Below are 19,110 nucleotides of genomic sequence, written 5' to 3'. Positions count from 1 at the left end.
TTTGCTTTGACGTCCTACTATTGGGTTATCAACGGTACGAGCCGCCGGGCCGCGCGCCCACGGTCGTCGAGGCGGAGGAATCCATGCCCGATCTGCACGTTCCCGTGAACCCGGTCCGGTTCGTGACCTCGGCGGCGCTCTTCGACGGGCATGACGCGGCCATCAACATCATGCGGCGGATCCTGCAATCGCAGGGCGCCGAAGTCGTGCACCTCGGGCACAACCGTTCGGTGCTCGACGTCGTGGACGCCGCGGTCAGCGAGGACGTGCAGGGCGTCGCGGTCAGCTCGTACCAGGGCGGGCACGTGGAGTACTTCGAATACCTGGCGACCGCGCTGCGCGAGGCCGGGGCCGGGCACGTACGGATCTTCGGCGGGGGCGGCGGGGTCATCATTCCCGAGGAGATCGAGCGCCTGGCCGCGGCCGGGGTCACCATCTTCTCGCCCGAGGACGGGCAGCGGCTGGGGCTGCCCGGCATGATCAATCGGCTGATCCGGGACTGCGACGTCGATCTGTCGCGCACGCCCGCGCCGATCGAGGCGGTGCTGGGCGGGGATCGCGCCGCGCTCGCACGCACGCTCACCTGCCTGCAGCAGGACACGCTCGGGTCGGCGGAGCTGGCGGATCTGGCCGCCGCCGCGGCCGCGCGGCAGGTGCCGGTGCTCGGCATCACCGGCACGGGCGGCTCCGGAAAGTCCTCGCTCACCGACGAACTCGTGCGCAGGCTGCGCACCGATCAGCAGGACAAGCTGAAGGTCGCGGTGCTCGCGGTGGATCCGACCCGGCGGCGCGGCGGCGGCGCGCTGCTCGGCGATCGCATCCGCATGAACGCGCTCGATCCCGAGCGCGTGTTCTTCCGGTCGCTGGCCACCCGGGGCGCGCGCGAGGTGCCGGTGAACATCGACGAGATGGTGATCGCCTGCAAGGCGGCGGGTTACGACCTGATCGTGCTGGAGACGCCCGGCATCGGGCAGGGCGACGCCCAGATCGCCGAGCACGTGGACGTGGCGCTGTACGTCATGACGCCGGAGTTCGGCGCGGCCTCCCAGCTGGAGAAGATCGACATGCTGGATTTCGCGGATGTGGTGGCCATCAACAAGTTCGAGCGGCGCGGGGCCGCCGACGCGCTGCGCGACGTGTCCCGTCAGCTGCTGCGCAATCGGGAGGAGTTCCACGCCCTGCCCGAGGACATGCCGGTATTCGGCACCAGCGCGGCCACGTTCAACGACGACGGGGTGACGGCGCTGTACCAGCACGTCTCCGCACGGCTCGGCGAACACGGACTGCCGCTGGAGCCGGGCGTGCTGCCGCGCGTGGACACCCGGGCCTCGACCCGGTTCGCGCAGATCATCCCGCCCGCGCGGGTGCGGTACCTGGCCGAGATCGCCGAGACGGTGCGCGCGTACCACGGTGCGACCGAGCTGCAGGTCGCGGCGGCCCAGCGGGTACAGCGGCTGGAGCTGGTCCTGGCGGAGCTGGCCGGGTCGACGGACGCCGGCCCGGCGGGCACGAGCGTGGACGGTACGCCGGGCGACGGCGTGGCCGCGGTGACCGCTCTGCTCGAGAGCGCGCGCCGCGAGCTCGCCCCCGACGCCGCCGGCCTGCTGGCCGAGTGGCCCGCCGTGGCCGAGTCCTACCGCGGCGAGGAGCAGGTGGTCCGGGTGCGGGACCGCGAACTGCGGACGACCCTGCGCCGGGAAACCCTGTCCGGCAGCTCGATTCCGCGCGTCGCGCTCCCCCGCTACACCGACCACGGTGAGCTGCTGCGCTTCCTGCGCGCGGAGAATCTGCCCGGTCGCTTCCCCTTCACCGCCGGGGTCTTCCCCTTCAAGCGCGAGGGCGAGGATCCCGCGCGCATGTTCGCCGGGGAGGGCGACGCGTTCCGTACCAATCGGCGGTTCCGGGTGCTGTCCGAACACGCGGAGGCCAAACGGCTTTCGACCGCGTTCGACTCGGTGACGCTTTACGGGCACGATCCGGCCGAGCGGCCCGACATCTACGGCAAGGTCGGCACCTCCGGGGTGTCCATCGCGACGCTGGACGATATGAAGGCGCTCTACGACGGCTTCGATCTGGACGCGCCGAGCACCTCGGTGTCGATGACCATCAACGGGCCGGCCCCGACCATTCTGGCGTTCTATCTCAACGCCGCCATCGATCAAGCGGCACAGCAGTTCTCCGAGGCCGAGGGCCGCGCGCCCACCGACGCCGAAACCGCCGAGCTGCGGGCGCGCACGCTGGCCACCGTGCGCGGCACCGTGCAGGCCGACATCCTCAAGGAGGATCAGGGGCAGAACACCTGCATCTTCTCCACCGAGTTCAGCCTGCGCATGATGGCGGACATCCAGGAGTGGTTCGTGCGCAACGGTGTTCGCAACTTCTACTCGGTCTCCATCTCCGGGTATCACATCGCCGAGGCCGGGGCGAATCCCATCAGCCAGCTGGCCTTCACCCTCGCCAACGGATTCACCTACGTGGAGGCGTATCTCGCGCGCGGGATGCGAATCGACGACTTCGCCCCGAACCTGTCGTTCTTCTTCTCCAACGGCATGGACGCGGAGTACTCGGTGATCGGGCGGGTCGCGCGGCGCATCTGGGCGGTGGCCATGCGGGATCGGTACGGCGCGGACGAGCGGTCGCAGAAGCTCAAGTACCACGTGCAGACCTCGGGCCGCTCGCTGCACGCACAGGAGATGAGCTTCAACGACATTCGCACCACGCTGCAGGCGCTCATCGCGGTCTACGACAACTGCAACAGCCTGCACACCAACGCCTACGACGAGGCGGTCACGACCCCGACCGAGGAATCGGTGCGGCGCGCCCTGGCGATTCAGCTCATCATCAATCGCGAATGGGGTTTGGCGATGAACGAGAATCCGCTGCAGGGCAGCTTCGTCATCGACGAGCTGACCGATCTCGTGGAGGCGGCGGTGCTGCTGGAGTTCGATCGCATCAGCGAGCGCGGCGGGGTGCTCGGGGCCATGGAGACCGGGTTCCAGCGCGGGCGCATCCAGGACGAGTCCATGCTGTACGAGCGGCGCAAGCACGACGGCTCGCTGCCGATCATCGGGGTGAACACCTTCCGGAGCCCGCACGAGCAGGAGCACCGGGTGCTGGAGCTGGCGCGCGGGACCGAGGCGGAGAAGCAGTCGCAATTGCGGCGGGTGCGCGAGTTCGGCGAACGGCATCGCGGCGAGTCCGCGGCCGCGCTGGCCCGGCTCGCCGAGGCCGCGGGGAGCGATGCCAACGTGTTCGAGGTGCTCATGGACGCGGCGCGGGTGTGCACGCTGCAGCAGGTGACAGATACGTTCTTCACCGTGGGCGGGCAGTATCGCCGCAACGTGTGAGGTGGCGGGACGCGCGGGCTCGGTATGCGACTGCCCGCGCTGCCAGTTTGTCGGGGGTGCTGGCTAGGCTCGGATTCGTGCAGGCACAGGGAACTTTCAGCGTCAAATCGTTCACTCCGACCGAACTCGTGCTCGAGCCGCGGATCGCCACGGCGGCCCCGGTCGGCGCGGCGGTCATGGAGAAGCTCTTCGAGGGCGACATCGCCGGCCGCGCGTCGACGCTGTTCACCTCCGCCTTCGATCAGAACACCGGCGCGGGCACCTATCTCGCGCTGGAGTCGTTCGAGGGCACCCTGAACGGGCGGCCGGGCAGCTTCAACTTCGCGCATTCGGCGACCACCACCGGCTCCGATCGCAGCGCCCCGTTCTTCGTCATCGTGCCGGGCAGCGGCACCGGCGAACTGGCGGGCATCACCGGCACCGGCGACATCGAGATCGACGCCGACGGCACCCACCGTATTCGGCTGGACTACGAGCTGAGCTGAACCGCGCACCGCCGTTCCCGTTCGGCTCCTGTCGATTCGAGCCACCGGGCGCGAGGGCGCGTGGAACAATCCGGGGGCAGACCGACCCGGACGGAAGGGACAAGATGGACCTTGCGGGAATGACAGTCGTCGACGCGCATATCCACCAGTGGGATCCGCTCAGCACCCCGCGCGAGTTCAGTTCATTGGCCAAGCTCTTCCGATACGTTCCGGTACCCATCGACTGGGCCAAGAGAGTCGCGCCCCGGCGTGATCGCGAATTCGTCGGCGACCCCGCGCCTTTCGTCCAGCCGTATCTGCCCGCGCAGTACCGCGACGACGCCGGCGACGTGCCGGTGGAAGCGATCGTGCACATCGAGGTGGAGTGGTCGGGTAGGGGACCGCTGGCGCCGGTCGCGGAAACGCGCTGGGTGGCGAGCCTGCCGTTCGGGGTGGACACCCCGGCGCTGGGCGCGATCATCGGCGCGGGCGATCCGTCCGCGCCGGATTTCGCCGAACTGCTCGACGCGCACCGGGCGGCCTCACCGCTGTTCCGGGGGATTCGCACACGCGTGGAGTACCACCCGGATCCCGCTGTGCGCGCGCACAACAAGGCGCCGGGCCGGCTGACCGACCCGCGCTTCCTGGACGGTTTCGCGGCGCTGGCCGAACGCGGGCTGTCCTTCGAGGCGTGGGTGTACTCCGGGCAGCTGCCCGAGGTGACCGCGCTGGCCGGGCGGTATCCGGACGCCACCATCGTGCTGAACCATCTCGCCACGCCCGCGGGCATTTTCGGGCCGGTGGGCAAGCACACCGGGCGCAATCCCGGGCAGCGCCGGGAGCTGTTCCTGCGCTGGCGGGACGATATCGCCGAACTGGCCACGCATGCGAACGTGGTGGCGAAGGTCAGCGGGCTGATGATGCCGATCCTCGGGCATCCGGTGCCACCGCGCGGCCGGCCCACCCCGGTACCGGTGCTGCTGGAACGCATTTCGCCGATGGTCGGGCACGCGCTCGAAGTGTTCGGCGCGGATCGGCTGATCTGGGGGTCGAATTTCCCGGTGGACAAGCCGATCACGAGTATCGGCAACGCGGCCGAGGCGGTGGCGACCGCGCTCACCGCGCACGGCGCCGACGAGAAGGCGCTGGAACAGGTGTTCCGGCTCAACGCCCAGCGGGTGTACGGGGTCACCGGCCTCTAACCCGGCGTGCCGGTGTCGCCCCGCTCCCGGACGAGCAGGGCGACACCCGCACCGAGCACGACCGCGCCCACCAGCAGGACGATCACGAACGCGGCCGCGGTGCCGCCGGTCCAGTCCCACACCGCGGTGGACACGCCGATGGCAAGCGCCAGCGCGCCACCGAGCACCAGCACCGCGCTCCGCCGCACGCGGTACAGCGCGAAACACGCCACCGCCACCAGCCCCGTGAGCCCGTAGGCCCACGGCCGCCCCGCGTCCCCGGCCGTCTGCGCGCCGATCAACCCCGTCACGATCCCCGCCGCGTACCCCGCCCACGCCGGCACGGCGAACCCGAAATACGCGACCCCGAACCAGATCCCGGCCAGCACGAGCAGTCCCGCCCCGAAAACGACGTCGTGCGATCCCCCCGCCGCGTCCAACACCCCCGCCCAGGCGGCAGGCGCGAACCCCGCACAGACCAGCAGCCCCACCACCGAAGGCAATGCCGCGTACCCTACGACAGCTGCCACCAGCCCCGCCACGACCGGCCACACCCACACGTCCCCCGCCTCCCCGTTCACCGCGATCCCCACGAACACGGCCACACACCCGGCCGCCAACGCGAACAGCGCCGCCCCGAGCCGCACCCGCGAGGTACCCGGCCCCGGAGAGCTGGCCCCGCCCCCGCCGGAAGTGGGTTCGAGCGCGACCGGAGCCCCGCCGGATTCCCTACGCGCACCACCAGATTCCCCACGCGGACCATCGGGATCCCCACGCAGATCGCCGGATTCTCCACGCACACCATCGGATTCCCCACGCGGACCACCGGATTCCCCACGCAGATCGCCGGATTCCTCGCGCAGATCGCCGGATTCCTCGCGCGGACCACCGGACTCCCCACGCGGACCACCGGACTCCTCGCGCGAACCACCGGACTCCTCGCGCGAACCACCGGACTCCTCGCGCGAACCACCGGATTCCTCGCGCGGACCGCCGGGTGCCGCCGTCGCGCCACCGATTCCCGCCGGAGCGGATTCACTCCTTCCCGGACCGGAATCCAGTCCCCGGCGCACGGTCCGCCCCGTATCGAACCCGCGGAACAATCCGGCGCGCCCGCCCGCCACCAGGTACCCCCCGGCGATCAATCCGGCGATCACCACCGCCATGACCCCGAGCTGCGCGACCCGCCCCAGATCCTCCCAAGCCGAATCCAGCAGCAGCACAACCCCGCCCAGCACCAGCCCCGCCCCCGCATAGGCCGCGACCTCCGCCCCCCACCGCACCCCCGCCCCCCGCGAATCCCGCACCCGGTCGATCTCCGCCACCACGGCGTCCCGCTGCCCCGCGGTCAGCACCCCCCGCTCGACCAACCGCGCCAAAGCCACGCCCACAGAACGATCACCGGCCATGCCACCGAGTATGCGCGCGCACCCGCGCACGGCGAGGGACGCCGAAGGTATCCGCAATGCGCTCTCACCAGCCGTCAGCTCCGAGCCCGCGCATCCGGAGCGGGGACCAGGTCCCCCGCAGGTTTGTACCCCCGGCCGACGCGCGCGTCCTGTTCAGCGTCACGGCGACCCTCGGCGCGCCCGCTGGCACACCATGCAGGCCCCCACCCCGCCTCCGTCACCGCCTCGCTCACCTCGGCCCTCACCAGCACCGACATCACCGACCTCGCCCTCATCGCGGGATGTTCAGCGCGGCCTCGGCCATATCGGTGTACGGGTGGCCGGCGCCCTACGTCAGGTAGTCCGCCCTCGCCATCGAACTCCGCTATCCCCCGGACGAATTCACTGCCACCGTGCTGTGGAGGCTCTGGAACTCAACCGGCCAGGGCAAGGTACTCGGCCCCGAACAGGTGCGCGATGCGGAGGCCCGGGGACTCAACCAGGCCGGGCCAGATACTCGGCCCCGAACGGGTGCGGGGTGCGGAGGCCCGCGGGCTCAACCGGGTAGGGCCAGGTACTGGGTGCCGAGCAGGTGGGCGGTGCGGGACACGTGGTCGACGATCCGGGAGGTGTCGGATTCTATGGCTCCGGTGCGCCAGGCGGTGAGCAGCTCCACGAAGCCGCCGATGCCCATCAGGGTGCCCATGCGCAGGTCCGACTCGTCGCACCCGGGGCGCAGGTAGGGGCGGGCGGTGGCGATCAGCAGATCGGCGGCCTCGGTGAGCATGGATTTGCGGCGTTCCTCCAGCACGCGGCTGCCCGCGTGATCGCCGAAGAGAATGCGTGCGGGACTGTCGATCTGGAGGCCCACCGCGCGGGCGATCGCCAGGTCCAGGATGTCCAGGGGTGAACGATCCAGGTGCTCGGCGACCACCGCCGAGAGCTCGCCGAAGACCTCGAAGCACACCTCGTCCCAGACCGCGGCGAGCAGCTCGTCGCGGTCGGCGAAGTGCTCGTAGAAGTAGCGGTCGTTGAGCCCGGCCCGGGTGCAGACCCCGCGCATGGTCACTGCGGCCCAGCCGTTTTCGAGCCAGATGTCCAGCGCCGCCGTCACCAGTCGCCTGCGGCGTTCGGCGCGGCGTTCGTCCCGGGTTCGGCCGCCCCAGGTCCGGGCCGGTGCGCGCACGTTCATGGTTGACATTTTGCCCCATCACGCGCCTAATTGGTGGCAGGCGCGGCCAGTGGTGGCAGATGCCACCAATTGACTGCCCCGGACCACACTCTCCGGGAGTTCCCATGCGACTCAATCCCTTCGGCGGTTCTCGCCGCACCCAGCAGGCGGATGCCGTGGTGACCGGCGCGGGCAGCGGCATCGGCCGCGGCTTCGCGATCGAGCTGGGCCGCCGCGGCGGGCGGGTCATCTGCTCCGACATCGACGCCGAACGCGCCCGCGAGACCGTCGAAGCGGTCGTCGCGGCGGGTGGCAAGGGCTTCGATGTCGTATGCGATGTCCGCGACCTCGATCAGGTCACCGAGCTCGCCGACACCGCCGAGCAGTGGTTCGGCAAACCGGCGGACGTGGTGGTCAACAACGCCGGAATCGGCCGGGGCGGCACGGTGATCGGCGAAACGCCCCTGGACGAATGGCATGCGGTCCTGGACATCAACCTGTGGGGCGTGGTGCACGGCTGCCACGTCTTCGCCCCGCGCCTGCGCGCGGCCGGCCAGGGCGCCATCGTGAACGTGGCCTCGGCCGCGGCCTTCGGCGTCGCCCCGCGCATGGCCGCCTACAACGTCAGCAAGGCCGGGGTGCTGGCGCTGTCGGAGACCCTGGCCGCGGAACTGTCCGGCACCGGCGTCGTGGTCACCGCACTGTGCCCGACCGCGGTGAAAACCCGCATCCTCGAGGGTGTTTCGATCGGCGACGACACCGTGCAGCTGTGGGGCGACCGCCTGCTGCGCTGGACCGGCCGCCCGCCCGCGGCCATCGCCCGCACCACCCTCGACGCCGTGGACCGCGGCGAGCTGTACGTGGTCCCGCAGCTGGAGGCCAAATTCCTCTGGCAGTCCAAACGACTGCTCCCCGAGTCCTACACCCGCGCCGCCGGCCTACTGGAGCGGCTGGTGCGGTAGCACTTCCGACAAGGAGCTGAACAATGGCGTTCACCTATCCCGACATGCTCGCGGTGATCCAGGAGCGACAGTGGGCCCTGGCCGACATCGACTGGGACGCACCGGGAGCCGAGCTGATCACCGAGGAGCAGCGGCCACGGCTGGCGGCCTTCATGGCGGACCTGGTCTGGATCGAGCACGTGGGCGCGCGCGGTTTCGCCGCGCTCACCAAATGCGCGCCCGAAGGCCCGCTCAAGGAGATCTACCGCTACTTCCACGCCGAGGAGCAGAAGCACGCCAACGCCGAACTCGCCCTCATGCGGCGCTGGGGCATGCTGGACGGCGATTCGATGCCCGAGCCCAACAAGAACATCCGGCTCGTCATCGAATGGCTGGACCGATACGGCGACGAGCTGTCACTACCGGTGCTGGGCACGGTCATCCCCTCGCTGGAATGCGCGCTCGACGGCGCGCTGGTGAAGTTCCTGCTGGACGAGGTGCGGGATCCGCTGTGTCACCAGGTCTTCCGGCATATCAACAGCGACGAGTCGCGGCACCTGGCGGTGGGCTTCCAGGTCCTGGAACAGCTCGGGGCCGGCCCCGTGCGCCGGATCGCCATCGAGACCGCGGGTTTCGCGCTGCGGCCGACCCTGCTGCTGGGCGCGCTGCTCTACACCCCGCTGCTCTCGCGCATGTCCGCGAACATCATGGCTATGGGCCTGGACGAGGAGAAGCTCTGGAACGCGGTGCGCCGCTATGAGAAAGCGGGCGATCGCAGTCCGAGCATCAAGCGCGTGCCGCTGTTCCACGTGGTCCGCCTGCACGGGCGCGCCACCATCAACGGGGTGCAGCCGATCCAGGGCATCAACACCGCGCTGAACCGGGCCATCGATCACTTCCCGGTCCGGCTGCTCGGCAAACCGCCCGCCTGGTCCAAGGGCCTGACCTACGACCCGGTGGCGAAATGAGCTCCGCTGCGCGGCAGCATGATTCGAGCACCGGCTACGCCGGGCCGCGGATCCACTGCACCCGCTGGCGCGACGACCACGATCTCACCGGCCTGCACGTCGCGGTGATCGGCAGCGGCGCGGCGATCGCGCGCGTGCTCCCCGCGGTCGCCGTGCGGGCCCGCCGGGTGACGGTCTTCCAGCGCGATCCGGTCTGGGTGCTGCCCGCTCCCCCGCTGCCTGGGGCGCGCCTGCTACGCCTGCTGCCCGCCGACCTGCTGGGCCCGCTGCCCGCGCACACCTCGGCTCCACTCGCCGGTGAAACGGTCACGAGCACACCGAACTCGCTGCTGCGCCGCGTCACCGGGGAGGCGCTGCGCCTGGCCGCACTGGCGAACCTGCGGGTGCAGGTGCGCGACAGCTGGCAGCGACGGCAACTGACGCCCGACACGACCGCCGGGGTCCGCCTGCACAACCACTACTACCCGGCGCTGCGACGCGCCGGGTGCAGCCTCGTCACCTGGCCCATCGCCCGGCTCGCACCCCTCGGTATTCGCACCGTGGACGGCGTCGAGCATCGGGTGGACTGCATCATCTTCGCGGAGGACACCCTATGACCAGCACCGTGGTCGACCACGAGATCATCATCGTCGGCGCCGGATTCTCCGGTATCGGCACCGCGATCGCCCTGCGCAAGGCCGGATTCGAGGACTTCCTGCTCGTCGACGACGCGGACGGCGTGGGCGGCACGTGGCACTGGAACACCTATCCCGGCATCGCCGTGGACATCCCCTCGTTCAGCTATCAGTACTCGTTCGAGCAGCAGCGCGACTGGTCCCGCGTGTACGCGCCCGGGCGCGAACTCAAGGCCTACGCCGAGCACTGCGTGGCGAAATACGGCCTGCGCCCGCGTATTCGGTTCAACACCACGATCGCGAGCGCGGACTTCGACGACACCGTGCACGTGTGGCGGCTGCGCACCGCCGACGGGCACGAGCTCACCGCCCGCTTCGTCATCGGCGCGACCGGGGTGCTGACGCGGCCGAAGCTGCCGGAGATCCCGGGTGCGGACAGTTTCACCGGCGCGGTCGTGCACACCGCCCGCTGGGACCACGAGCTGGATCTGCGCGGCAAGCGGGTCGGCATCATCGGCACCGGCGCCTCCGCGGTGCAGATCATTCCGGAGATCGCCCCCGAGGTCGCGGAACTCGTTGTGTTCCAGCGCACTCCGATCTGGTGCCTGCCGCGGCCGGACGCACCGGTGCCCGGCGCGGTGCGGCGCGTGATGAGCCTGCCCGGCGGGCAGAGGCTCACCCGCTGGCTCAGCCAGGCATTCGTGGAACTCACCTTCCCACTGGCCGCGCACTACTACGGGGTCCTGCCGGTGGCCAAGCTCGGTGAGCGCACCGGGCGGGCTCATCTGCGGGACCAGGTGCGCGACCCGGCGACCCGCGCCGCGCTCACCCCCGACTACGCGCTCGGCTGCAAGCGCCCCTCGTTCTCCAACGACTATCTGAAGACATTCAATCGCGCGAACGTCACCCTGGAAACCGATCCCATCACCGAGCTGACGCCTGCCGGATTGCGCACCGGGGCAACGCATCACGAATTCGACGTGCTCATCATGGCGACCGGGTTCAAAGTGATGGAGTCGGGCAATATGCCGACCTTCGACCTGCGCGGCACCGGTGGCGGCCGGCTCGAGGACTGGTGGAATACCCACAGATTGCAGGCGTACGAGGGCGTCAGCGTGCCCGGGTTCCCGAATTTCTTCAGCATAATCGGGCCGTACGGCTACAACGGCTCGTCGTATTTCGCGCTCATCGAGATTCAGACCCGGCATATTCTGCGCCTGCTGCGCCGAGCCCGGCGGCACGCGTCCACCCGCGTGGAAGTCACCGCCGATGCCAATGACAGGTATTTCCGGGAAATGCTCGCCCGGCGCGGCGGTCAGGTCTTCTGGCAGGACAGTTGCGCGCTCTCCAACAGCTATTACTTCGACCAGCACGGCGATGTGCCGTTGCGCCCGATGAGCACACCCGAGGCCGCTTGGCGGGCAGGTCATTTCGACATGAACGACTATCGATTCGAGTCTCTGGCCCCCCGGACCGCTCCCGCGGGTGTAGCCGATCGCAGCCGCGCACGCTGAACCCGCACGGCGAACACCGGCGGGCACGGCGGTCAGGTTTCGAGTGCCCGGTAGAGCGCGCGCAACTGGCGCAGACCGGATTCGGCGACCTGTTCGTCCTCGGCGGTCATGCGCAGGCCTTGGCGCAGCAGCATGGCGTCGAGGTCCTCCGGGGCCGCGCGATAGGCGGGCGCGGGCAGCGCGGGCCAGGCGGTCGTGTCACCGTAGAGATCCACCGGGTCGGCCGGGGCCGGCTCGCGCTGCACCTGGCCGATGAGATCGTCCAGGGCCACCCCGCGCAGGGTGAGCAGATCGTCGGGGTGCTCGTCCAGCCGCTCGGCGACGACGTAGCAGACCGCGGCCACGTGTTTGCAGGGCCAGCCGGAATCCGGGCAGCTGCACGAGAAGTCGAGTTCGGAGGCGGTGGTGGGCAGCAGCAGCGGTGCGAGCGCCTGCGGCAGCGTGCCCGCGGCGATCTCACCGAGCATCCCCGGCGTCGAGCGCACCAGATCGGCGAGTTCGTCCAGGCGCTCGTCGCGCAACTCGCGCAGGGTGAGCACCGCGATGAACGGGCGCGGCTGACTGCCCTGCACCTCCGCGGTGACCGCGCCGGACTCGAGCCGATAGCTGATGACCTGGCCGCTGCGGGCATACGACCGGCCGCGGGTGAGGCGGCCCGCGTCGGCCACCTGCTCCACCGCGCCCAGAAACGCACGGCCCCACCAGGTGCGGGCGAACGCCGCGCCGCCGCGACTGCGGGCGGGCACCGCGCCCTTGACCGCCCGGCGCGGGCCGAATTCGCTGAAATCGGGGAAGCTCATTCGCCGACCGCCGCGTCGCCCAGGGCCAGCAGCGCCCGCAATTCCGCATCGCCGAGTTCGGTGATCCACTTCTCGCCCGCGCCGACCGTGAGATCCGCGAGCTGACTCTTGCCGCGCAGCATGTCGTCCACACGCTCCTCGATGGTGTCGACGCAGACGAGCTTGCGCACCTGCACATCCCGACGCTGCCCGATGCGGAAGGCACGGTCGGTGGCCTGGTTCTCGACCGCCGGATTCCACCAGCGATCCAGGTGCACAACGTGATTGGCGGCGGTGAGGTTGAGGCCGGTGCCGCCGGCCTTGAGCGAGAGCACCATGATGGGCGGACCGTCCTCGCCTTGGAACCGGGTGACCATGTCGTCGCGGCGCTGTTTGCTCACCCCGCCGTGCAGGAACGGCACCTGGGCGCCGAAGCGCTCGGTCAGGTAGGGCGCGACCAGCTCCCCGAACTCGGCGAACTGGGTGAAGAGCAGCGCCCGCTCGCCGTCGGCGAGCACAGACTCCAGAATGTCCTCGACCAGTGCGAGTTTGCCCGATCGATGATGACCGCGGCGCAGCAGCGTGGAGCCGTCGCGCAGATAGTGCGCGGGGTGGTTGCAGACCTGCTTGAGCCTGGTCAGCGCGGCCAGCACCGCGCCCTTGCGCTCCATACCCTTCGCCGACTTCAGCTTCGCGGTCATGTCGTCGAGCACGGCCTGGTAGAGCGCGGCCTGCTCGGCCGTCAGGTTGGCGCGCACCGTCATCTCGATCTTGTCCGGCAGATCGGAGATCACCGCGGGATCGGTCTTCACCCGGCGCAGCACGAAGGGCGCGGTGATGGCGCGCAGCCGGGTGATCGCGTTCTGATCCTGTTCGCGCTCGATGGGCACCGCGAAGCGCGCGTGGAACTCCGAAGCCTTGCCCAGCAGCGCCGGGTTCGCGAAATCCATGATGGAGCGCAGTTCTTCGAGCCGGTTCTCCACCGGGGTGCCGGTGAGTGCGAGCCGGTGCGGAGCGGGCACCTGCCGGGCCGCGCGGGCCTGGCGGGTGCCGGCGTTCTTGATGTGCTGTGCCTCGTCCACCACAATGCGCTGCCACGACTGCCGTTTGAGTTCCTCGACGTCCCGGGCCAGCAGGGCGTAGGTGGTCACCACCAGATCCGAATCCGCCACCGCCGCATCGAATTCCGCGCCCGAGCGCCGGCCGGCGCCGTGGTGCACGAGCACGCGCAGATCGGGCGCGAACTTCTCGGCCTCGCGCTGCCAGTTGCCGACCACGGACATCGGGCAGACCAGCAGCGTCGGACCCACCGCTGCCGAATCCACGGTGGTGGAGGCATTCTCGCGCTCGTGCACGAGCAGCGCCAGCACCTGCACAGTCTTGCCCAGGCCCATGTCATCGGCCAGGATCGCGCCGCAGCCCAGCCTGCTCATGGTGGCCAGCCAGCTCAGCCCGCGCAGCTGGTAGGGCCGCAGCTGCGTCTTCAATCCGACCGGCTCGGCGACCGGCTCGGACCCGCGCTCGGTCTCCAGAAGCTCCGCGGCCCAACCGGTCGCGGACACCTCCTCGATCGGCACCCCGGCCACCGGCTGCGCGGCGAGCTCGGCGAAGAGCCCGGCGATCGTGCTCGACACCGGCGCGGCGCGCCCCGACACGTACTCCGCCGCCGCGGCGAGCATGCGGTGATCGGCCTGCACCCACTCCCCGCGCAGCTTCACCAGATCGGATTTGGCGCGGATCAGGCGCGCCATGTCGGCGGGTGAGAGCGTCGTGTCCCCGAGCGCCAACTCCCAGCGGAAGGACACCAAACCCTTGAGCCCGACGGCGGTTTCGGTGGCGGCCGGACTCTGCACCCGCAGGCGCAGCGCGGGCGCGGCGACCCGCCACGCGCGCGGCAGCAGCAGTCGCACCCCGGCCGCCTGCAACGCGCCGGCGCCGTGCGCCACCAGATCCAGCACCACCTCGCTGGGCAGGAACAGATCCATGCTCCGGTTGTCGCCGGGCAGATCCCGCAGGCGCGGGTAGGCGAGCTTGGCCGCGGCCAGCTTCTCCCCCGCGATCCGCACCAGCTGCGGATCGCCCGGCAGCAGGACCGGTTGCGGCGCTTCGCCTTCGGTGCGCAGGCACACCTCCAGCCGCCACAGCGCGTCGCCGTCGTCCTCGGTATCGGGTTCCAGCAGGCGCAGCAGCAATTCCGGTTCGTCCACGGTCAGACTCGTGCGCCAGTCGCCGAGGACCGCGGCCAGCCGCGGCGAACCCGCCTCCAGCGGTTCGGCATCCAGCAGGGCGGTCAGCAGCGGATGCGACGCGGTCTCGACCACGTCCGGGTGCGCGGCGAGCCGCTGCCGGACCATGGGATCGGTCAGCTCGTCGAGCAGATTCTCCAGGATCTCGGCGGGGCGACCGGCGGTCTGCAAAGCCGCCGGCATGGCCACCGCGAGCTCGGCGAGCCACGCGCGCTGCCGCTGACCGCCCACCAGCCGCCAGCGCACCCACCAGTCGCCCTCGTCGCGGCGCACTTCCGGAACCATGCGACCCGCACGCACCCAGCGATCCACACCGTGTGCGACGTGCGACAGATACCGCAGATCACCTGCGACGGCGGGCGCGGGCAACTCGCTCAGCAGCACCCGCACCGCCTTCTCGGGGGCCAGCGCGTGGGCCCGAACCTCCCGCTCCCGCGGCCCGTCCGGGCCCGGGACCAGCACGTTCGCCCGATGACGGAACTTCGCGGCGGCGACGATCGACGCGGTCGGCTCGGGCAGCCCGGACGGGTCCGGGGCCGTTTCCGGGTCGTGCCACAGCACCAGGCCAGACCCCGGCGTCCACAGTCCGTGCAGCATTGCCCCATCCAAGCAGCCCGGCCCGACAGGCCCGGCGGGCACTCTCTCCGTAATCCGCTCAATCACGACCCCTACCGGGTCTTTATTTCTGCGCGCCGACAGCACATACTGGAATAACCCCAGGTCACCGCGTATCGCGGTAACGGCTGTGCCTAGTGACAGCCTGGCGGGGCGCACCCTGATAATCCACTGCGACTCATTCCGGAGCCGTGGCAATTTCGATACCGAGGGAGGCCGTGAAGATGACGATTCTGCTCCAAGTGCTCGAGCAGAGCTTCACGCCGACAACGCCGTGGGAGCGACGAAAGTTCACCTTCGTGGACACGACGAAAATCGTCGGAATGCGTTTGGACGGTCAATCGGGCGTATGGCTCGATCTGTCCCGTCCGGGCGAATCCCAGCGTTTGGCCCGCGTCGCCGATCCACGTGACGCCATCAATTTCCTGCTTTCCACCTTCGCCAAAATCGCCGAGTGCGAAGAGCGGGGCGGTTCGTGGCTCATCGGCCACGACGGCGTGCGCGCCGATTCCATCGCCGCCACCCGCTTCCCACCACAGCTGTCGGAGACCGCGGCAGACGATCTGCTCGCTCACGCCTGGTTGTAGCTCTGTTCCACCCCGTTCCACCCACCCGTACATCGCGATGTCGTGTGTACGCGGGGGTGCGAGGCCGCGTCCTTACGCCATAACTTCCGCATGCGGGAGTAATTGTGTAGCGGTGCGCGTATTGCTCGCGGTTCTGCTGGCGCTCACCGCATCCGGTTGTGCCGCGGTGGGCGGACACGACGCGCCCGCACCGGGCAGTCCCACCCGCGCCACGCTCGAACAGCTGCTGTCCCGGGTGCTGACCGTCACCGCGCGGCCGCATCCGGGTGGCTACGAGCGCGGCTGTAAAGCGGGGCAGGGCTGCGTGTTCGGGCCCGCGTGGAGTGACGACCACGACGGCCCGGGCGGGCACGACGGGTGCGACACCCGCAACAATGTGCTGGCCGCGCAGCTCGCCGACGTGGCCTACCGGGCCGGGGCGGGCACCTGCGTGGTCGTGGGCGGCACGCTGATCGATCCGTACACCGGGCGGCGGCTGGTCTTCGCCAAGGCCGATGCCAAAGCGGTGCAGATCGATCACGTCTATCCGCTGGCGGCCGCGTGGGACATGGGCGCGGCGGGGTGGACGCCCGCGCGGCGCACGGTCTTCGCCAATGACACCGCGCTGAATCTGCTCGCGGTGGACGGCAAGACCAACCAGGCCAAAAGCGATCGGACCCCGGCGTCGTGGCTACCGCCGGCCGGGGCCAATCACTGCTTCTACGCGGGCAAGTACCTGACCGTCGCGGTGCACTACGGCCTGCCCGTCACCAAGGCGGACAAGACCGCGCTGCAACGCGTCGCGCGCGGATGCCCGGCGAACTAGCCGGTCGCGACCGGGCGCTTGGGGTCGTGCGACCACTGCGACCAGGAGCCCGGGTAGAGCGCGGCGTCGATGCCCGCCACCGCCAGCGCGGCCACCTGGTGGGCCGCGGTGACACCCGAGCCGCAGTACACCGCGACCGGCCCGGCGCCCAATTCCGTGAAGCGCGAACGCAATTCGTCAGCGGACTTGAAATGTCCCTCGGGCGTGAGGTTTTCGGCGGTCGGTGCGCTGACCGCGCCCGGAATGTGGCCCGCGCGCGGATCGATGGGCTCGACCTCGCCGCGATAGCGCTCGCCCGCCCGGGCGTCCAGCAGCAGGCCGCTCCAGCCCGCGGCGGCATCGGCGTCGATCATGGGCATCGCGCCCGGGTTCAGGACCACGTCACCGGGGGCGGGATCGGGTTCCTCACCGGTGGCCGGGGCGCCGCCCGCGCGCTCCCAGGCCGGCAACCCGCCGTCCAGGATGAGTACCTCGGGCACGCCCGCCCAGCGCAGCAGCCACCAGGCCCGGGCCGCGGCCATGCCGCCGGTGGCGTCGTAGACCACGACGGTGTCACCGGTGCGCACGCCCCAGCTGCGGGCGCACTTCTGCAGGTGGCCGATCTCCGGCATGGGATGCCGCCCGCGCGCCGGTGACGGCGGGGCGGCCAGTTCGGTCTCCAGATCCACGAAGACCGCGCCGGGGATGTGCCCGTTCAGATAGTGCTGCGGCCCATCCGGATCCCCCAGCGCCCACCGCACATCCAGCAGTCGCACCCGAGAATCACCGCCGCCCAGTCGTTCCCGCAGCTCCTCGGCCGAGATCAGCACCGTGCCCAACGCAAACTCCTCTTCGCAGAATCCGCACTCCGAATGGAACACCCTCACCCTACTGAGCGGGGTTCACACTCGCACTCGGCGCGGCCGATGCGACCGGTTCGCGCGGATTCAGGAACCAGCGCACCAGCAGGCCCGCGGCCAGCGCCCAGAACGCCGCGCCGATGCCGAGCAGGCCGATGCCGGAGGCGGCGGTCATGAAGGTGAAGGCCGCCGCGAGGCGGTGCTCCGGCGGGGCCAGGGCGGCGGTGAGCGCGCCCGCCAGCGTGGCGATGAGGGCAAGGCCCGCAACGGTTTCCAGGACGCCGGGCGGGGCGGCGGCGACCAGCGCGACGAGCGCGCCCGAGGCCAGGGCCAGCAGCAGGTAGGTGACACCCGCGGTGGCGGCGGCGATCCAGCGGCGCCGGGGATCGGGGTGTGCGGCCGGGGCCGCGGACAGTGCGGCGCTGATGGCGGCCAGGTTGATGGCGTACCCGCCCGCGGGCGCACCGAGCACGGTGCCCAGACCGGTGACCGTCATGGCCGCGCGCCACGGCACGCGGTAGCCGAACGAACTCATGACCGCGGTGCCCGGAATGTTCTGCGCCGCCATGGTCACCACGTACAGCGGGACCGCGACGCCGATCAGCGCCTGCCAACTCCAGTGCGGCACGGTCAATTCCAGCCGCGGTGCCATGGCCGCGACGTCGACGCCGCGATGGGTCACCGCGATGTCGATGCCCGCGCCGATCGCCGCGACCGCGAAGGCGGCGAGCACGGCCCACCGCGCCGCGTACCGCTGCAACACCAGCCAGGTGAGGATGACCGGGCCCACCACCGCCGGGCTGACCGCCAGGGCCTTCATCGGCGCGATGCACAGCGGCAGCAGCACGCCCGCGAGCATGGCCTGCGCGATCTCGACCGGGATGGCGGCGATGAGCGCGCCCAGGCGCTGCCAGAATCCGGTCAGCACGATCAGCAATCCCGTCACCACGAACGCGCCCACGGCCGCGGGCCACCCGCCCGTCACCGCCCCGGTGCTCGCCAGCAGCGCGGCCCCGGGCGTCGACCAGGCGAGGGTGATGGGCATCCGAAACCGCAGACTCAGCACGAGGATTCCCGCGCCCATCGTCACCGACACCGCCAGCAACCCCGACGCCGCTTGCGCCGCGGTGGCTCCCATGGCCGTCAACCCGGCCAGCACCACCGCGAACGAACTCGTGAATCCCACCAGGGCGGTGACGATTCCGGCCCCGATCGGCTGCCCCACCCCGGGGTCGGCCGCCGGAACCCGGCCGGGGTCGTGCGGCAGTGCTCCGGGCCGGGCGGCCGGGTCCGCTGCTGCTGTAGCGCCGGACACCGCGGGCACATCGGCATCGGAGAGCGGCGGCCCAGCCGCGGCCTGCCCGGAATCCGCGGCACGCACGACCGAACCGGCCGGCGAGTTCTCCGCACCGGGTGCGCCGACTACGGCGAGGTCACCGGTGGTGCCCGGGGCCGCGACGCCATCGGGCCCGGCGCCGTCCGACCCGGTGCGGTCGGACGGTCTGCCGGTTCCGGTGGAAGTGCCCATCAGGTCATAGTCCCGGTCCAGTCGGGGCGTGGTCAGTGGCCAATCGACCGAAACTGGACTGAAATCCCGAGGTGGCGCGCGTCGGCCACGGAAGGACACGGTCGGAGCCGAGAGACCCCGCGA

Annotated in this window: 15 protein-coding genes; 9 read left to right on the top strand and 6 right to left on the bottom strand. The window is 70.6% G+C overall.

Annotation, left to right across the window (positions count from 1 at the left end; translation table 11 throughout):
- Nucleotides 1–83: 83 nt before the first annotated feature.
- The 3 genes from icmF (at nt 84) to ABZ319_RS14240 (ending at nt 5,013) form a co-directional block, all read left to right on the top strand.
- Entirely contained in the window at nt 84–3,347 is a 3,264-nt protein-coding gene (icmF, locus tag ABZ319_RS14250; protein WP_354986811.1) for a fused isobutyryl-CoA mutase/GTPase IcmF, read from the top strand.
- Between the two features lie 77 nt (nt 3,348–3,424).
- On the top strand, nt 3,425–3,832 hold the full coding sequence (locus ABZ319_RS14245) for a DUF3224 domain-containing protein (RefSeq protein WP_354986810.1): 408 nt from the start codon (nt 3,425–3,427) through the stop codon (nt 3,830–3,832).
- A gap of 119 nt (nt 3,833–3,951) precedes the next feature.
- Nucleotides 3,952–5,013, top strand: a complete 1,062-nt coding sequence (locus tag ABZ319_RS14240) for an amidohydrolase family protein (protein ID WP_354986809.1) — start codon at nt 3,952–3,954, stop codon at nt 5,011–5,013.
- On the opposite strand, the gene ABZ319_RS14235 is transcribed toward ABZ319_RS14240, so the two are convergent.
- Nucleotides 5,010–6,401 carry a DUF2157 domain-containing protein gene (locus ABZ319_RS14235; protein WP_354986808.1) on the bottom strand — a complete coding sequence of 464 codons (1,392 nt, stop codon included), beginning with the start codon at nt 6,399–6,401 and terminating at the stop codon, nt 5,010–5,012. The two genes, ABZ319_RS14240 and ABZ319_RS14235, sit on opposite strands and share 4 nt — an antisense overlap.
- A gap of 535 nt (nt 6,402–6,936) precedes the next feature.
- On the bottom strand, nt 6,937–7,572 hold the full coding sequence (locus tag ABZ319_RS14230) for a TetR/AcrR family transcriptional regulator (RefSeq protein ID WP_354986807.1): 636 nt from the start codon (nt 7,570–7,572) through the stop codon (nt 6,937–6,939).
- 104 nt (nt 7,573–7,676) lie between these two features.
- Here ABZ319_RS14230 and ABZ319_RS14225 point away from each other — a divergent pair, with 104 nt between their 5' ends.
- From ABZ319_RS14225 to ABZ319_RS14210, 4 genes are read left to right on the top strand one after another with little or no spacing between them, the layout of a single operon-like run.
- Complete coding sequence (locus tag ABZ319_RS14225; RefSeq protein ID WP_354986806.1) at nt 7,677–8,513, top strand: SDR family NAD(P)-dependent oxidoreductase; 837 nt, start codon at nt 7,677–7,679, stop codon at nt 8,511–8,513.
- A gap of 23 nt (nt 8,514–8,536) precedes the next feature.
- Entirely contained in the window at nt 8,537–9,460 is a 924-nt protein-coding gene (locus ABZ319_RS14220) for a ferritin-like domain-containing protein (RefSeq protein WP_354986805.1), read from the top strand.
- The gene (locus ABZ319_RS14215; RefSeq protein ID WP_354986804.1) at nt 9,457–10,056 is read left to right on the top strand and encodes a hypothetical protein; all 600 of its coding nucleotides are present in this window, start codon (nt 9,457–9,459) and stop codon (nt 10,054–10,056) included. Before ABZ319_RS14220 ends, ABZ319_RS14215 begins: the two co-directional genes overlap by 4 nt.
- Entirely contained in the window at nt 10,053–11,588 is a 1,536-nt protein-coding gene (locus tag ABZ319_RS14210) for an NAD(P)/FAD-dependent oxidoreductase (protein ID WP_354986803.1), read from the top strand. Before ABZ319_RS14215 ends, ABZ319_RS14210 begins: the two co-directional genes overlap by 4 nt.
- A gap of 32 nt (nt 11,589–11,620) precedes the next feature.
- Here ABZ319_RS14210 and ABZ319_RS14205 read toward each other — a convergent pair whose 3' ends face one another.
- Complete coding sequence (locus tag ABZ319_RS14205) at nt 11,621–12,388, bottom strand: SWIM zinc finger family protein (RefSeq protein WP_354986802.1); 768 nt, start codon at nt 12,386–12,388, stop codon at nt 11,621–11,623.
- Nucleotides 12,385–15,210, bottom strand: coding sequence for a DEAD/DEAH box helicase (locus ABZ319_RS14200; RefSeq protein ID WP_354986801.1), 2,826 nt, complete (start codon nt 15,208–15,210; stop codon nt 12,385–12,387). The genes ABZ319_RS14205 and ABZ319_RS14200 overlap by 4 nt, the downstream gene beginning before the upstream one ends.
- A gap of 242 nt (nt 15,211–15,452) precedes the next feature.
- On the opposite strand from ABZ319_RS14200, the gene ABZ319_RS14195 reads away from it, so the two are divergent.
- A complete protein-coding gene (locus ABZ319_RS14195) occupies nt 15,453–15,815 on the top strand; it encodes a hypothetical protein (RefSeq protein ID WP_354986800.1) in 363 nt (120 codons plus the stop codon).
- A 112-nt stretch (nt 15,816–15,927) separates the two neighbouring features.
- A complete protein-coding gene (locus tag ABZ319_RS14190) occupies nt 15,928–16,620 on the top strand; it encodes an HNH endonuclease family protein (protein WP_354986799.1) in 693 nt (230 codons plus the stop codon).
- Here the strand turns inward: ABZ319_RS14190 and ABZ319_RS14185 are convergent.
- Together ABZ319_RS14185 and ABZ319_RS14180 are read right to left on the bottom strand one after the other, a co-directional pair.
- Nucleotides 16,617–17,426 carry a sulfurtransferase gene (locus tag ABZ319_RS14185; protein ID WP_354986854.1) on the bottom strand — a complete coding sequence of 270 codons (810 nt, stop codon included), beginning with the start codon at nt 17,424–17,426 and terminating at the stop codon, nt 16,617–16,619. The genes ABZ319_RS14190 and ABZ319_RS14185 overlap by 4 nt on opposite strands.
- Nucleotides 17,427–17,487: 61 nt before the next feature.
- Entirely contained in the window at nt 17,488–18,987 is a 1,500-nt protein-coding gene (locus ABZ319_RS14180; RefSeq protein WP_354986798.1) for a benzoate/H(+) symporter BenE family transporter, read from the bottom strand.
- Between the last annotated feature and the right edge of the window lie 123 nt (nt 18,988–19,110).

Source organism: Nocardia sp. NPDC005978 (assembly GCF_040614455.1).
Taxonomy (GTDB): Bacteria; Actinomycetota; Actinomycetes; order Mycobacteriales; family Mycobacteriaceae; genus Nocardia.
Note: the sequence above shows the minus strand (reverse complement) of the source record. Positions and strands in the feature narration are given on the sequence as shown.